This is a genomic window from Corallococcus silvisoli (assembly GCF_009909145.1).
Lineage (GTDB): Bacteria > Myxococcota > Myxococcia > Myxococcales > Myxococcaceae > Corallococcus > Corallococcus silvisoli.
In genome coordinates this window covers 85,036-100,230 of the sequence record NZ_JAAAPJ010000006.1, presented here as the reverse complement: position 1 = coordinate 100,230, position 15,195 = coordinate 85,036, and the positions used below count along the sequence as shown (strand labels likewise).

General features: G+C 72.7%; 13 protein-coding genes. 8 read left to right on the top strand and 5 right to left on the bottom strand.

Annotated features, from left to right (window positions below; all coding sequences use genetic code 11):
- Positions 1–530: 530 nt before the first annotated feature.
- From GTY96_RS12015 to GTY96_RS12005, 3 genes are all read left to right on the top strand, one after another.
- Positions 531–1,334 (top strand): prolipoprotein diacylglyceryl transferase, encoded by an 804-nt coding sequence (locus GTY96_RS12015; protein ID WP_143906471.1) that lies wholly within the window; start codon positions 531–533, stop codon positions 1,332–1,334.
- 45 nt (positions 1,335–1,379) lie between these two features.
- Complete coding sequence (locus tag GTY96_RS12010) at positions 1,380–1,952, top strand: class I SAM-dependent methyltransferase (protein ID WP_255442757.1); 573 nt, start codon at positions 1,380–1,382, stop codon at positions 1,950–1,952.
- Positions 1,953–2,097: 145 nt separating this feature from the next.
- Positions 2,098–3,030: an alpha/beta fold hydrolase gene (locus tag GTY96_RS12005; RefSeq protein WP_143906472.1), complete on the top strand. Its 933-nt coding sequence runs from the start codon at positions 2,098–2,100 to the stop codon at positions 3,028–3,030.
- A gap of 31 nt (positions 3,031–3,061) precedes the next feature.
- On the opposite strand, the gene GTY96_RS12000 is transcribed toward GTY96_RS12005, so the two are convergent.
- Together GTY96_RS12000 and GTY96_RS11995 are read right to left on the bottom strand one after the other, a co-directional pair.
- On the bottom strand, positions 3,062–3,955 hold the full coding sequence (locus tag GTY96_RS12000) for a DMT family transporter (RefSeq protein WP_161664780.1): 894 nt from the start codon (positions 3,953–3,955) through the stop codon (positions 3,062–3,064).
- Positions 3,956–4,023: 68 nt separating this feature from the next.
- Complete coding sequence (locus tag GTY96_RS11995; protein ID WP_143906476.1) at positions 4,024–4,305, bottom strand: rhodanese-like domain-containing protein; 282 nt, start codon at positions 4,303–4,305, stop codon at positions 4,024–4,026.
- A gap of 88 nt (positions 4,306–4,393) precedes the next feature.
- Between GTY96_RS11995 and GTY96_RS11990 the strand changes: the two genes are divergently transcribed.
- On the top strand, positions 4,394–4,909 hold the full coding sequence (locus tag GTY96_RS11990) for a GreA/GreB family elongation factor (protein WP_143906478.1): 516 nt from the start codon (positions 4,394–4,396) through the stop codon (positions 4,907–4,909).
- 9 nt (positions 4,910–4,918) lie between these two features.
- Here the strand turns inward: GTY96_RS11990 and GTY96_RS11985 are convergent, their stop codons facing one another.
- On the bottom strand, positions 4,919–6,634 hold the full coding sequence (locus GTY96_RS11985; RefSeq protein WP_235685560.1) for a sensor histidine kinase: 1,716 nt from the start codon (positions 6,632–6,634) through the stop codon (positions 4,919–4,921).
- A gap of 277 nt (positions 6,635–6,911) precedes the next feature.
- On the opposite strand from GTY96_RS11985, the gene GTY96_RS11980 reads away from it, so the two are divergent.
- The 3 genes from GTY96_RS11980 (at position 6,912) to GTY96_RS11970 (ending at position 12,560) form a co-directional block, all read left to right on the top strand.
- Positions 6,912–9,758: a PAS domain S-box protein gene (locus GTY96_RS11980; protein WP_143906482.1), complete on the top strand. Its 2,847-nt coding sequence runs from the start codon at positions 6,912–6,914 to the stop codon at positions 9,756–9,758.
- Between the two features lie 134 nt (positions 9,759–9,892).
- The gene (locus GTY96_RS11975) at positions 9,893–11,428 is read left to right on the top strand and encodes a vWA domain-containing protein (RefSeq protein ID WP_161664779.1); all 1,536 of its coding nucleotides are present in this window, start codon (positions 9,893–9,895) and stop codon (positions 11,426–11,428) included.
- Between the two features lie 28 nt (positions 11,429–11,456).
- Positions 11,457–12,560: a hypothetical protein gene (locus GTY96_RS11970; RefSeq protein ID WP_143906492.1), complete on the top strand. Its 1,104-nt coding sequence runs from the start codon at positions 11,457–11,459 to the stop codon at positions 12,558–12,560.
- 124 nt (positions 12,561–12,684) lie between these two features.
- Here GTY96_RS11970 and GTY96_RS37175 read toward each other — a convergent pair whose 3' ends face one another.
- Positions 12,685–13,023, bottom strand: coding sequence for a hypothetical protein (locus tag GTY96_RS37175; RefSeq protein ID WP_201756023.1), 339 nt, complete (start codon positions 13,021–13,023; stop codon positions 12,685–12,687).
- A gap of 374 nt (positions 13,024–13,397) precedes the next feature.
- On the opposite strand from GTY96_RS37175, the gene GTY96_RS11960 reads away from it, so the two are divergent.
- Positions 13,398–14,147: a sterol desaturase family protein gene (locus GTY96_RS11960; RefSeq protein WP_143906632.1), complete on the top strand. Its 750-nt coding sequence runs from the start codon at positions 13,398–13,400 to the stop codon at positions 14,145–14,147.
- Between the two features lie 68 nt (positions 14,148–14,215).
- Here GTY96_RS11960 and GTY96_RS11955 read toward each other — a convergent pair whose 3' ends face one another.
- Positions 14,216–15,154 carry a dimethylarginine dimethylaminohydrolase family protein gene (locus GTY96_RS11955; RefSeq protein ID WP_143906494.1) on the bottom strand — a complete coding sequence of 313 codons (939 nt, stop codon included), beginning with the start codon at positions 15,152–15,154 and terminating at the stop codon, positions 14,216–14,218.
- Between the last annotated feature and the right edge of the window lie 41 nt (positions 15,155–15,195).

Sequence of the window (15,195 nt, the reverse complement as noted above, 5' to 3'; positions counted from 1 at the left end):
GTGCTCCTTGAACCACCAATCCGCGCAGGGCCCCGAAGGGGGAGCACCCGCGTGAAGACCGCGCCCACCTGGGGACCCTGACAAGCCCCTTCGGGTTCCGGTGGGTTGGGCTCGCGGGCGTCGCCCGGAGCCATGTCATCGCCTGCCCTCCCCTCTCCCCGCTCGCGGGGCCCAACCGTGTGATTTGACCGCGGCCCCCTGACAAAAAATCACGGGATTTCCGTAATAGACACCTCTTGTCTGGTGTCTCGGTCCTCGCTCGGCTTCCCTGAACCTCCGGAAAGACAACGGATTCCCCCCGTGGAACGAGGGCAATGCCTGGGGTCGCACAGGGGGTCTGTCCGCCAGCGGATGTGGGGAAGGGGCAGGCAGGAGGGGCGTGGGCGCGAGGGGGCGTTCGCGTGGGGCTTGCGAATCCAGCGGGCGTGGGGTGGAAAAAGAGGTGGAGGGAAGCCCGGGATGCGCCGATTGTTCGCGTTCCATCCTCCGGGCCTTTGCCCGGGCGGGTCCCTGGCCTTTCTGGAGCCCCCTTGATTCCCTATTGGCATGCCCCCTCGTTCAAGCTGGGGCCCCTGGAGCTGAACCCCTTCAACGTCTTCGTGGCGGCGGGCATCCTGCTGGCCGCGAAGCTGCTGACGAAGCAGGCGGAGCGCGAGGGGTTGGATCCCAACCCGCTGGCGGACTTCGCGATGTGGGGGGTGGCGGCCGGAATGCTCTTCGGCCACTGGGTGCACCTGTTCTTCTACCACCCGGAGGAGCTGTCCAAGAGCCCGTTCCAGATTCTGAAGTTCTGGGATGGCCTGTCGTCCTTTGGCGGCCTGTTGGGCGGCATCCTGGCGGCGGTGGTGTTCTTCCGGATGAAGAAGCTGCGCTTCGGCGACTACGCGGACAGCTTCGCGCTGGGCGTGGCGCCGGGGTGGGCGGTGGCGCGGCTGGGGTGCTTCGCGGTGCACGACCATCCGGGCAAGCTGACGGACTTCTTCCTGGCCGTGCAGTTCCCCAACGGAAACCGGCACGACCTGGGCTTCTACGACGCCATCGTGCTGTTCACCCTCACCGGCATCCTCTACGCGGTGCGCGACATGCCTCGGATGAAGGGGCGGCTGCTGCCGCTCCTGGCGCTGCTGTACGCGGTGTCCCGCTTCTGCCTGGACTTCCTCCGGGCCACGGACCTGTCGTACGTGGACGCGCGCTACTTCGGCCTGACGCCCGCGCAGTACGGCAGCCTGCTGCTGGTGGCGTACGGCGTGTGGGGGCTGCTGCGCAAGCAGACCGCGAGCGCGCCTTCGCACAAGCCGCCGGCGCCGCAGGGACGGGTGGAGACCGCGCGCTAGGTCCGGGCGTCTGGCGTTTGGCTTCGTGACGGAGGGGGTTTCCACGTGAAGGCACTGGCGTACGACGCGCTGATGGCGCCGCTGGGGTGGGTGGGGCTCAACGCCGCCCGGCGGCACCTGGTGGAGGGGCTTGCCGGCAAGGTGCTGGAGGTGGGCGCGGGCACGGGCCTGGCCCTCCCGGGCTACCCGGCCACGGTGGCGTCGGTGACGGCGGTGGACGTGGACCTGGGGGCGCTGGCCCGGGCGCGGGCGCGCAGGAGCGGCGTCGCGCTGCTCCAGGCGGATGCGCAGGCGCTGCCGTTCACGGAGGCGTCCTTCGACGCGGTGGTGTCCAGCCTGGTGTTCTGTTGCGTGGACGCGCCGGCCACCGCGCTCGCGGAGGTGATGCGGGTGCTGCGGCCGGGCGGCGAGCTGCGCCTGCTGGAGCACGTGCGCGCGCCCCAAGGGGCCCTGGCCACCGCGCAGGACCTGCTGACGCCCGCGTGGCGGAAGCTGTCCGGCGGCTGCCGCCTCAACCGCGACACCTTCCGGCTGGTGGAGAGCGCGGGCTTCCGCATCCTCAAGCGCGAGCAGCGCCTGGGCGGCGTGGGCGAGTTCATCTTCGCGCGCCGGCCCTGAAGCCCCTGGGTGGAACCGACCCGTCCTGACAGGTCGGAAGTGACCTGCCAGGGCAGGTTTCCGGAAGCGATGTCAGAGGTCACTTTAGGATGGCGTGCGTCGCGGTGGACCGACCCACCGCGTCCCATCCCCGAGGCCCTGACGCATGACGCGCACTCTTCCCTCACTCCTCGCACTGCTGCTGCTCGCCGGCTGTGGACCCGACGCGGCCCCGGGCGCCGAGCCTGGACTCGCGAGAGCCTCCGAGGCCCTGGAGGACTCCGACCGCCAGGGAGGCACCACCCCGCGCGAGGGCTCCGTGCGGCTGCCCACCGGCGTCACGCTCCGCTACGTGGAGCAGGGCCGCGGCGACGGGCCCGCCGTCGTCTTCCTGCACGGCTACACGGATTCACACCACACCTGGGACCTGGACCTGCCCCACTTCCCGCGCGACGTGCATGTCTACGCGCTGGACCAGCGGGGCCACGGCGATTCGTCCCGCCCGGCGTGTTGCTACACGCAGCAGGCGTTCGCGAAGGACGTGGTGGCCTTCCTGGACGCGAAGCGCCTCTCGCGCGCCGTGCTGGTGGGCCACTCCATGGGCAGCTTCATCGCGCAGCAGGTGGCGCTGGACTCCCCGGGCCGCGTGAAGGCGCTGGTGCTCGTGGGCTCCGCGCCCACGGTGGCGGGCAACGAAGTGGCGCTGGGGTTGAAGGAGTTCGTCGACACGCTGACGGACCCCGTGGACCCGGCGTTCATCCGCGACTTCCAGGCCAGCACCTTCCACGCGCCGGTACCGGCGTCCTACCTGGACACGCTGGTGGCGGAGAGCTCCAAGCTGCCCGCGCGCGTGTGGCAGGACGCGCTGGACGGCCTCATCGCGGAGGACCACGCCGCGCGCCTGGGACGCCTGCGCGTGCCCACGCTCATCATCAGCGGCGACCACGATGGCTTCTTCTCCGTGGACGAGCAGCGCGCCCTGGCCCGCGCCATCCGTGGCTCGAAGTACCTGCTCTATCCGGACACCGGCCACGCCCCGCACGCCGAGCGCCCGCGGCGCTTCGTGGACGACGTGCGCCACTTCCTGGAGCGCCTGTAGCCGCGGCCTGACGGGAGGGCGCCCCCCGCGCTCAGGCCCCGGCTGCCTGTGACGCGGAGGTCTGCGGGCCCGGGTCGGACCGGGCCAGCACCGCCACCGCCACGAGGATGAGCAGGCCGCCCAGGCCCTGACGGAGCGACAGGCGCTCGCCCAGGAAGAGCGCGCCCAGCACCACGGCCATCACCGGCTCCAGCGTGGAGAGCAGCGACGTGTTCACCGGCCCGATGCGCTTGAGGCCCGCGAAGAAGGTGAGCATGGCCACCACCGTGGACAGCAGCGACAGGCCCATCACCGCGCCCCATCCCCCCGGCGTCCGGGGGAAGGACGGGCCCTTCACCAGCATCAGCAGGCCGAACGCGAGCCCCGCCGACAGCGGGACGACGGTGCTCGCCGCGAGCGGCCCCGCCGGGCCCACCACGCGCGCGCTGGACAGGACGTAGAGCGCGTAGATGACCGCCGACAGCACGCCCAGGGCGATGCCCAGCGGCTCCGCGTCCGGGCCGGGATCCACCGTGAGCGCCGTGCCGCACAGGGCCAGCCCCACCGCCAGCCAGCGCGGACGGCTCAGGTGTTCGCGGCCCAGGGCCACCTGGAGCACCGCCACCAGCGCGGGGAACAGGTACAGCAGCAGCGCCACCAGCCCCGCGGACGCGTGCTGGAGCGCGATGAAGTAGGCGCTGCCTTCCGCGAAGTAGCCCAGCGCGCCCAGCAGCACCAGGCCGCCCAGCACCCGGCCCCGGGGCCAGCGCCCGCCCCTGGCCACCATCACCCCGGCGAGCACCAGGCCCGCCAGCGTGAAGCGCAGGAACAGCAGCGTGGGCATGTCCGCGCCCGCCGCGTAGGCGAGCCGCGCGAACAGCCCCAGCGCGCCAAAGGAGGCGCCGGAGAGAGCGACGAGGAGGAAGCCAGTGGTGCGGGTCTGCATGGCGCGCGGGGCGCACGCTGACCCAGACCGGGCCCGCTGTCACGCGGGCCCCGGCCGAGGGCCCTTGGCTACCAGTTCTTCACGGATTGGAGGTCGAACACGTCCGGGAAGCCGCCCTTGCGCAGGAGCTCCGCGGCCACCGCGCTGCGGCCGCCCGCCGCGCAGTACACCACCACGGGCGTGCCCACCGGGCCCACCTCCGACAGGCGCTGGGCCAGCACCTGCACGGGGATGTTGCGGGCGGCGTCCGGGTGTCCCTGCTGGAACTCCTCCGGGGTGCGCACGTCCAGCAGCACGGCGCCGTGGGCGACCAGTTCGTGGGCCTTCTGCGAGCGTTCCTGAGGCGTCATGCCTTCATCGTAACCCCAAGCCCCCGGCCCGGCCGGGCCGAAAACTGGAGCCCCCTTCCCTGGACGCTACAGTCCTGTAACGACACCCATGCGACTCGACAAGCACACCCTGCTCCACCAACTGGCCGACCGGCTTCAGCAGAGCGACCGGCTGGCCCACCGCGCGGAAGCCGACGCCCGCGAGGCCGCGCGCAGCCTCGCCACCGAGTCCGAGAAAAAGGAGGACGGCCGCGCCGCCATCGAGTACGGCAGCCTGGCCACGGGGCAGGCCCAGCGCGCCCGCCGCCTCCAGGAGGAGCTTCAGGCGCTCACCGCCTTCGGCCAGAAGGAGCTGCCCCGCTTCCCGCGCCAGGGACCCGTGGGCCTGGGCGCGCTGGTGGACGTCAGCACCGAGGACGAGGACGGCTTCGCCGAGCGCACCTTCTTCGTCCTCCCCGCCGGCGCGGGCACGGAGCTCACCGGCCCCGGCGGCGACGGCTTCCTCTCCGTCATCACCCCCAGCTCTCCCGTGGGCCGCGCCCTGCTGGGCCGCCGCGCGGGCGACACCGTGGAGGTGACGCTCGCGGGAGAGGTGCGCGAATGGACCGTGCTGGAGGTCGCCTGAAGGCGCCCGCTACTCCCCGGTGGGCCCCGGCGCCGCCTGCGCGGTGAGCCACTCCTCCGGGATGTCGCCCCGGGGCAGCTCCAGGGTGAACGTGGAGCCCTCGCCGGGAGCGCTGGCGGCGCGCACCGTGCCGCCGAACGCCTCGACAATCTGGCGGGTGATGTAGAGCCCCAGCCCCAAACCGCCGTAGTGCCGGTCGCTCACCGCGCGCTCGAAGCGCTCGAAGATGCGCGTCAGGTCGTCCGGCGCGATGCCGATGCCGTGGTCCTTCACGGTGAGCCGCGCCAGCGTGCCCCGCGCCTCCACGCCCACCACCACCGGCTGGCCCGCGCCGTACTTGAGCGCGTTGGACACCAGGTTCGTCACCACCTGCTCCAGCCGCAGCCGGTCCCACCGGCCCACCACCGGCACCGGCGCCTCCAGGCCCAGCTCCGTGCCGCTCTGCGCCGCCGCGGCGGAGAAGCGGTAGAGGATCTCCGCCGCCACGCTCGCCAGGTCCAGCTCCTCCAGCTCCAGCCGCAGCCGGCCCGCGGTGATGCGCGACACGTCCAGCAGGCTGTCCACCAGCCCCGACAGCCGGCGCACCTGACGCTGCACCACGTCCAGGGCCTCCGCGACGCGCTCGGTGGGCACCTCCCTGCCCTCGCGCGCCAGCACCACCACCTGCTTCTGGAGCAACTGCACCTTGAGGCTCAACGGCGTGAGCGGCGTCTTGAGTTCGTGGCTCGCGATGCCCAGGAACTCGTCGCGCTGGCGCACCGCCTCGCGCGCCTCGCGCAACAGCCGCGCGTTCTCCAGGAAGAGCGCGGTGCGGTGGGCCAGCTCCACCAGGAAGGACTCCTCGTCCGCGCCGAAGGCATGCCGTACGTCCGAGCGCAGCACCAGCAGCGCGCCCAGCACGCCGCCGCGCGCGCCCAAAGGAACGCTCAGGCATCCGTGCGGGCCCACCTCGCGCATCAGCCGCGCGTGCTCCGCGTCCCGCGCGGCGGCGGCCACGTGCTCCTCGGAGAGGATGGGCAGGCGCCCCACCGCCCCGGAGGAGAAGACCGCGGGCAGGTCGCCCGACACGGAGGGATCCGGCAGATGGCGGCCGAGCAGCTCGCGCAAGAGCCCGTGCCGGCCCGAGTCCCGGTGCAGCGACGCCGCCACGCGCAGGCCCTCCTCCAGCGGGGTGGCGCCCGGAGCCCTCAGGATGAACACGGCACCATCGCCCAGCGCGGGCACCAGCAGTTGGAGCAGCGGCTCCAACGGCGCCTCCGCGTCCACCGACGCGCCCAGGAGCGCGCCCGCCTCCGCCAGCAGGCGCGAGGCGTCCCGCATCGGAGCGGGCAGCACCTCCACCGCGCGGGTGCGCAGGAGCGCCGCGGCGGCTTGTCCATCTCCCCCCATCACCGGCACCGCCTCGGCCTTCAGCAGGGCGTGCGCCCCGTCCGGGCGGCGCACCCGCCACACCGCCGCGGCCACCGCCTCACCCGCCAGGGCCCGCGCCAGCGGCGCTTCGTGCGGAGGCAGCGGTGTGCCGTCATCCCGCACCCATTCGCACCCAGGCAGACGGGCCTGGTCCAGGTGCGGGGGCGCCGGAATGCCGAAGTGCACCGTGGCTTGCGCGTTGAAGGCCATGACGCGGCCCGTGCGGTCCACGAGGACGAAGCCTTCGTCGGAGCCCCCGGGGCTCCCTCCGTCCATGACGCGCGCCGACAGGGTGGGTGCGTCCGCGTCCGTCATGCGGGGATCCGACTCCGGGCGGGAGGCTTTGGACGTGGCGCCAGAAGACATGCCGAGGCTCTCCGCACGCATCATGGTGTCATCTCCGCCTCCCGGGAAGGAAGACGGATCCCAAAGCCCGCTTCACCTTCAATCACAGGGAATGCTTTGCATCCTCACGCTCTTCCCATAGGCCCCTTGCCTGCATGGCGGCGATCCTCAATCGTTCGCCTGTCCACGTCCGCGTCCCGGGACGTTCCGTCCGCACGGCCAAGTTCTTCCACCGCGAGCCCTCCGCATGCAGACGCCGTTCACCCGGCCTGACGGCACCACTCCCACCGAGCGCCGCTTCCGGCAGGTCATCGACACGCTCCAGGAGGTCGTCTTCCAGACGGACGCGGAGCGGACCTGGGCCTTCCTCAATCCCGCGTGGACGGAGGTGACGGGCTTCCCCGTGGAGGAGTGCCTGGGCCGGCCCGCGCTGGACTTCGTGCACCCGGATGACCGGGAGCGCGCCCTGGCGGTGTGCCAGGCCCTGTTCACGCGCGAGCGCGAGTACGTCCAGCACGAGGTGCGCTACCTCACGCGCGACGGGGGCTTCCGCTGGGTGGAGGTGTTCGCGCGGGTGACGGTGGACGACGACGGCACGCTGCGGGGCATGGCGGGCACCCTCAACGACATCACCGAGCGCAAGCGCACGGACGACGCGCTGGCCCGGCGTGAGCGCTACCTCACCGCGCTGGTGGACATGCAGCAGCGCCTGCTGTCGGTGCCCGGGGGCGGGGACCTGTACGCCACCGCGCTGGCGCCGCTGGGACAGGCCGCGGGCGCGAGCCGCGTCTACGTCTTCGAGACGCACACCAACGCGCAGGGCACGCTCGTGTGCAGCCAGCGCGCGGAGTGGTGCGCGCCCGGCGTGACGCCCGAAATCGACAACCCGCTCCTCCAGGAGCTGCCGGTGAAGCCGGACCTGGAGCGCTGGGTGCCCATCCTGGAGCGCGGCGAGGTCGTCACCGGCCGCGTGGCCACCTTCCCCGCCAGCGAACGGGCGCTGTTGGATCCACAGGGCGTGCTGTCGCTGCTGGTGCTGCCCCTGCGCATGCAGGGCCGGCTGGTGGGCTTCGTGGGGTTCGACAACTGCTTCGAGGCGCGCGAGTGGGACCGGCTGGAGGTGGACCTCCTGTCCGCGGCCAGCGGCGCCATCTCCGTGTCGCTGGAGCGGCGCGCGTCGGAGCGGGCGCTGCGCGAGCACGAGCACCGCTTCCGCCAGCTCGCGGAGAACGCGTCCGACGTGCTGTACCTCTACCGCCGCGAGCCGCCGCGCGGCTTCGCGTACGTCAGCCGCGTGGCGCACGCCAAGCTGGGCCTGGGCCCGGAGGCGCACTACGCGGATCCAGAGCTGTGGTACCGCCAGGTGCACCCGGAGGACCGCGGCGCGCTGGAGCGCCTGCTGGAGTCGCCCCAGACGGTGGACGGCGCGACGGTGGAGCTGCGCTTCCTCAGGCCCGACGGGCGCCTGTTGTGGCTGGAGCACGTGGTGGCGCCGGTGACGGACGCGTCGGGCCGGGTGGTGGCGGTGGAGGGCCTGGCGCGCGACATCACCGAGCGGCGCCAGGTGGAGGAGGCCCTGAAGCGCTCCGAGGCCAGCCTGCGCGCGCTGATGGAGGGCTTCCCCGACCCCGCGGCCATCGAGCGCGACGGCCACATCGTCTACGCCAACGCGGTGCTCGTCACCACGCTGGGCTTCGAGCGCGCGGAGGAGCTGGTGGGCCGCCGGCTGTCGGAGTTCCTGGCGGACGTGCCGGGCCCGGGCACGCCCTCCACCGACACGCCGACGCTCACCAGCGAGCGCCGGCTGGTGCTGCGCGACGGGCGCACGCGCGTGGTGGAGCTGGCGTCGCTGCCCCTGCGCTTCGACGGTCAGCCGGCGGTGGTGTCCATCGCGCGCGACGTGACGGAGCAGCGCCAGATGCAGGCGAGGCTGACGCTGGCGGACCGGCTGGCGTCGGTGGGCACGCTGGCGGCGGGCATCGCGCACGAAATCAACAACCCGCTGGCGTTCGTGCTCTCCAACCTGGCCTTCCTGTCGGATGAGTTCCGCCACCACCTGTCGCCCCACCCGTCCTCGCGCGGGGTGCGCCCGCCGGACGTGACGGAGTGGCAGGAGGTGCTGGGCGAGGCGTGCGAGGGCGCCGAGCGCGTGCGGCAGATCGTCCGCCAGCTGAAGACGTTCTCGCGGCCGGACGAAGAGCGCATGACGCCGGTGGACGTGCACGCGGTGCTGGACTCGGTGGTGATGATGGCCGCCAATGAGATCCGCCACCGCGCGCGGCTGCGGCGCGACTACGGCACGGTGCCCCAGGTGATGGCCAACGAGGGCCGGCTGTGCCAGGTGTTCCTCAACCTGGTGGTGAACGCGGCGCAGGCCATCCCGGAGGGCTCCGCGCACGCGCACGAGGTGGTGCTCGCCACGCGCGCGGAGGGCGGACACGTGGTGGTGGAGGTGCGCGACACGGGCAGCGGCATCGCGCCGGAGGTGCTGGGCCGCATCTTCGATCCGTTCTTCACCACCAAGCCCGTGGGCGTGGGCACCGGCCTGGGGCTGTCCATCTGCCACGGCATCATCAGCGGGCTGGGCGGGGAGATCGCCGTGGACAGCACCGTGGGCCAGGGCAGCACCTTCCGCGTGGTGCTGCCCGCGCCGCCGCCCACCCCCGCGCCCCAGGCACCGGAGGCCCCCGCGCCGGCCACGCCCGCGGTGCCCCGGGGCCGCGTGCTGGTGGTGGATGACGAGCCCGCGGTGGGCCGCGTGCTGCAGCGGCTCTTGCGCGGCCACGACGTGGAGGTGGCCACCAGCGGCCGGCAGGCCCTGGAGCGCATGGCGCGGGCGCCGGACTTCGACGCGGTGCTGTGCGACGTGATGATGCCGGACCTGGCCGGCCGGGACGTGTACGAGGCCGTGCGGCGCGACCACCCGGGGCTGGAGCGCCGCTTCGTCTTCGTGTCCGGCGGGGCCTTCACCGCGGGCGCGCGCGAGTTCCTGGAGCGCATCCCCAACCCGCTCCTGGAGAAGCCCTTCGACGAGGCCCGCGTGCGCGGCGCCGTGGAGGAGCTCGTGCGCCACGGCCCGCCGGACGCGGCCTGACGCGGAGGCGAAGCGGCGCGGATCCGCTCCATCGGTCATCGGGAGGAGGGTCCTCCCGCTGACCGATGCGCTGGGGGAGGGGCTCTGCGAGCGTGTGCTCGTCCGCCCGCTCCCATCACAAGGTCGTGCCGCGCATGAACCGCACCAAACTGCTGCTGTCCCTCGCTGGCTTGCTGTTCGTGGGCGCGCTGGCGCTCGACGCGTTCTCCACCTTCCGGCAGGCCCCGGCGACCCAGCCCACGGACTCCGGATACGAATTCGACCGGCTCCCCAACGGGCACCTGCGCCGGCGCTATACGACCCCCGCGCCAGCGGCGGCCCCGTCCCCTGTGGACCAGACCCACACGGTGGTGCAGCCGGGCGAGGCGCCCATCCAGCTGGTGCTGCCCGTGACCGTGGGCCAGCCGGCGTCCGGCAGGGCCGGGCCGGTGGAGCTCACGGGCAAGCTGTCCGGCGCGTACGTGAAGGCGGGGCCGGGTGAGGCGTTCGCGTGGTTCGAGCTGTCGGCGCGCTCTCCGGAGAACCCCCAGCGCGTGCCGGTGAACCTGGCGCTGGTGGTGGACCGCTCCGGCTCCATGGAGGGTGGCAAGCTGGCCGACGCGAAGCGCGCCTCCCAGGCGCTGGTGAAGCAGCTCAAGACGGGGGACCGGCTGGCCCTGGTGCACTTCGGCTCCGACGTGACGGTGGCGCCCAGCGTGGAGATCAACGACGCCACGCGCGCCACGCTGCTGAAGACCATCGACGCCATCCAGGTGAACGGCTCCACCCACATGAGCGGCGGCCTGACGGCGGCGGCGGAGGCGCTGCGTCCGTACGCGAAGCAGTACCGGGTGACGCGCACCATCCTGCTGAGCGACGGCCAGCCCACCGACGGCGTGACCTCCCGCGAGGGCCTCTTCTCCGTGGTGGGCAAGATGCGCGAGGCGGGCATCACCGTGAGCGCGCTGGGCGTGGGCGCGGGCTTCGACGACGTGCTGATGCGCGGCATGGCCGAGCGCGGCGGCGGCTTCTCCGGCTTCATCAACGATTCGGCGGAGCTGGCCGCCATCTTCACGCGCGAGCTGGACCAGGCCGCCAGCACCGTCGCCCGCGACGTGAGCCTCACGCTGACCCTGCCGCCGGGCGTGAGCGGCCTGGAGGTGATGGGCCTGCCCTCCACGCGCACGGGCAACACCGTGCACGTGCCCCTGTACGACCTGACGGGCGGCCAGTCCGCGCGCGTGGTGGCCAAGGTGACGCTGGCCGCGCCCTCGGACGCGACCGACCTGACCGTGCTGGACGCGGCGCTGTCGTACGTGGACGTGACGGCGGACCTGCCCGCCCAGGTGAAGCTGGCGCTGGGCGCGAAGGTGACGAACGACGACCAGGTGGTGCACGCCAACCTGGACCGGGACGTTCGGGTGCACGCCATCCGCGCGCTGGGCACGCAGCAACTGCACGCGGCCGCGGAGGCGATGAAGAGTGGAAACCGCAGCGGAGCGCTCGACCTGCTGGGCAGCGCGCGTCGACTCTTCGGCAGCTCGGCGGACGCGCTCGCGGGGGAGCTTGCGGACCTGGACCAGACCCAGGCAGCCTATCGCAACGCCCAGAGCGACGATGACGTCCGGCGCGAGGTCTTCAGCCTCAAGAAGAAGACGATGAAGAACTTCGGACAGAACAACACCTACTAGTCACTCCAGCCGTACGGAACGGTGCGCCATGTCGCTCTCCATCCAACTCATCCGGCGGGAGGACTTCGAGTCGCGCTGCCTGTACGCGCTCGTGGGGGCCGGGGCCATGGCCCTGGTGGCCGGCGTCGCGCGGCAGGTGCTGCGCGTCCCGGTGGAGCCCGGCTACTTCGCGCTGATGGCGGCGGCCGTCACCGCCGTGAGGCCCCAGGCGGCGTACAGCTTCCTGGTGCGCGCGGCGGTGGTGCTGCTGCCGGCCCTGCCCTACGTGCTGGGCGCGCCGTCGCCCTGGCGGCACGCGGCGGCGGGCGCCATCGCCGCGGGCCTGCTCGCGTGGCGCGGCCACGGGCGCGACGGCGTGGGAACCCCCGCCCAGCTCGCGCTCGGCGCCGGGGCCGCCGCCGTCACCACGGTGCTGGGGCTGTACGTCCAGGACGTGCTCAACGCGCGCTTCCTCCCGAACCTGGGCTACTTCCCGCTGCTCGTGGACTACGCCGTGGTGGCGCTCTTCTGGAGCATCGGCACGCTGCCGGTGAACCTGGCCATCGACCTGGACCCGGTGGCCACGTGGGGCATGCGACTGGAGGCCACGCTCACCGGCGAGGTGCGCGGCCTGGTGACCCGCGCGCTCACCCTCTACCGCCAGAGCCTGGCGGAGTCGCGCAAGCTGGCCACGGGTCCGGGCGGCGCGAAGCTCCAGGCCGTGCTGAGGAAGCTGGCCCGGGGCGCCTTCACGCTCGCGGAGTCCCACGCCGAACTGGAAGCCCAGCTGTCCGCCGCGGCCCAGGGCAGCGTGGATTCGCAGGTGCAGGAGCTGAAGAAGCGCGCCCAGGACGCACAGGACGGCGTGGCCCGGCGCCAGCTGGAGCGCGCCGCCGCCTCCCTGGGAGAGGAGCTCAACCACCTGGACGCGCTGTCGCGGCGGCAGGAGCGCCTCTTCGCCCAGCTGCATGCCCAGGTGGCCCTGCTGGAGCGGGCCCGCGTGTGCTTCATCGGGGCCCGGGCCACGTCCCTGCCGGGCGCGGGCGACACAGCGCAGGCCCTGGCCGACAAGCTCTCCGCCCTGGACCTGGAGTCCTCCGGCGCGGAGGGGGTGCCGCAGGCCGCCCCGCGCGTCCCCGCGAGCCGGGCCTAGACGACGGCTCACGGTTCTCGCTCGGCAGGTGGCGTCCGAGGCCGAAAACTCGGCCCCGGCGACCGACCGGACGTCCAGGAATCGCGACCTCTGGTTTCGCTCCCGCCCCCGGGTGCGCCGCCGGTCACTTCGCGGGAGGGCGCGGGGAGGCGCGCGTGCGCTTGCGCGCTGGGACGGCGGCCTTCCTCGCGACGTGGGGCGTGTGCAGCTGGTCGGCGATGCGCTGCTCGATGTCCTCGCGCGTGCGCCGGCTGACCTCCAGCGCGGCGTTGATGCGCTCGCGCACGATTTCGGCCTGGGCCTCCGCGGCGGCGCGGTACTCGGCGATGTCCGGGCGCACGACGCGGCGGCCCTCGTTGAGGGCCGGGGCGCTCGCCGTCTTCCTGGGGGCGCTCTTGCGCCGCGCCGGGCGCCCCGCCGCCTGGGTCCCACCGCCCGGATGCTCCTGTGCCTTGCGCGCCATCTGTCCCGCCCCCTCGTGCGATCGCTCGCGTCTGTGAGCGGAAAGGTGGGGTGTGGGCTCCCGGCACGGAAGTCTGGCCCCGGGTCGGAGGGAGTCCGGCCTGCCAGACGCCCGAACCGCCCGACAAAGTACGGTTGCGTCAGCAGTGGGGCTTCTCAATGCTTCCAGGAAGACGCTAAGAGGTGCCTCGCCGTTCTTGAGCCAAGGGCCCTCCGGGCTGATAGCTCAGGAACCGCCGCATCGCCCCAGGGCCGGGATGCGAGCGAGCCTTCGTGCCCTGTGCACCTCCGGCGGATGGGATTTCACGCCGGAGCCATCGTGAGGGGATACCCGTGGCGGTCTCTTTCCTGAACCGGAAGCACAACCTCGACCGGATGTCGCTGCGCGACCTGGTCTATTCGTTCTTCACCTACTACGCCGTCGTTGCCTACATCCTCATCGGCATCACCTGCATCGTGCTGTCGGTGAAGTGGTTCGACCACCCGGCGCGCATGGCGGCGGCGGTGGCGGTGGCCACGGTGGCGTACCCGTTCGGCTGGTACCTCATCCACCGGTACATCCTGCACGGCCGGTTCCTCTACAAGTCCGCGGCGACGGCGGTGACGTGGAAGCGCATCCACTTCGACCACCACCAGGACCCGCACGACCTGCGCGTGCTCTTCGGCGCGCTGCACACCACCCTGCCCACCATCGCGCTGGTGCTCACGCCGATTGGCTACCTCATCGGCGGGCGCTCGGGCGCGGCGGCGGCGCTGGGCTGGGGCATGGTGACGACGTGCTTCTATGAGTTCTGCCACTGCATCCAGCACCTCAACTACGCGCCCCAGCAGAAGTGGCTGAAGGACATCAAGCGGCTGCACATGTCCCACCACTTCCACAACGAGCAGGGCAACTACGGCATCACCAACTACTTCTGGGACCGCGTGTTCGGCACGCTGTACGAGAAGGCGGCGGACAAGCCCAAGAGCGCCACCGTCTTCAACCTGGGCTACACCGCCGAGGAGGCCCAGAAGTACCCCTGGGTGGACAAGCTCTCCGGCGGCACCCGCGGGGACGGACACCCGCGCCGCTTCTGGCAGGCCGAAGGGCTGAGCGCGCCGGACGCCTCCGGCGAACAGCCGTAGCGCCCCGCCCCGCTTCACCCGGACCTCCCCGCGCGCCCGCCGCCGGGGAGGTCTTCGTTTGTCCAGCGTCAGGCGGAGAGCGACCCGGTCCGGTCGCGCTCGCGCCCCTCGCGCAAGAGCCTGGCGGACAGGGGCGGCAGGGGGTGCACGCGCGCCGCGAGACACGCCGCGCTGCCCCCGGCCAGGTGGAATTGATCCAACCGCACGCAGACGGGCCAGCGGCCCAGGCCGCGCAGCAGCGCCTCCACGCGGGGCGAGCGCGCGCCGATGATGACGGTGTCTCCCACCTCCACCAGGTTGAGCCCGAACGCGAGCGCGTCCTCGCGGCGGACGGGCACCAGCTGCTGGATGCCCTCCGTGCGCGACAGCGTGCGCAGCGCCTCGGGGGTGAAGGCCTCGAGGCACACGAGCGCGGTGCCGTCGGACAGGACGGTGAGCGCGGTGTCCAGGTGGAAGAGGTACGGGTCGCACAGCTCCAGCGGCGTGACGGGCACGGCGAGGAAGGCCTCCAGCACGCCCGCGGCCCGCTGCGTGGAGCGCGGGCCGAAGCCCAGCAGGGCGCCCCGGCCCGCGGGCAGCATGGCCACGTCCCCGCCTTCGATGTGCGCGCGCGGCGGCTCGATGACGTCGAAGCCGCGCGCGGACAGCCACCGGGCGCGGGCGCACTGCTCGCTCCGGCGCTGTCCGTGGCGCATGGTGGCCAGCAGCGCGCGCAGCTCGCCTTCCTGCGACACGAGCACCGCGTTGTCCTTGGCGAAGACGGAGTCGAACGCGCCGTGCACGAAGGGCAGCTCGAAGAAGCCCGCCCCCGCGTCGCGCAGCGCGCGCAGGAAGGCCCGGTGCTGGCGGCAGGCGCGCCGCCACGCGACCGCGCCGGGCTTCATGTGCGGGTTGATGTTCCAGGCGACCTGATACGCGCAGTCGCGAGAGCGGACATGGTCTTTCTCGCAGCGCACCTGACTGACGGCGAAGGTGGCGGGAGCGATGTGGCCTGTGTGCAAGGTCATCCCCATACATGTGGTCGGAAGGCACTCCCGCCTTCCGAAGA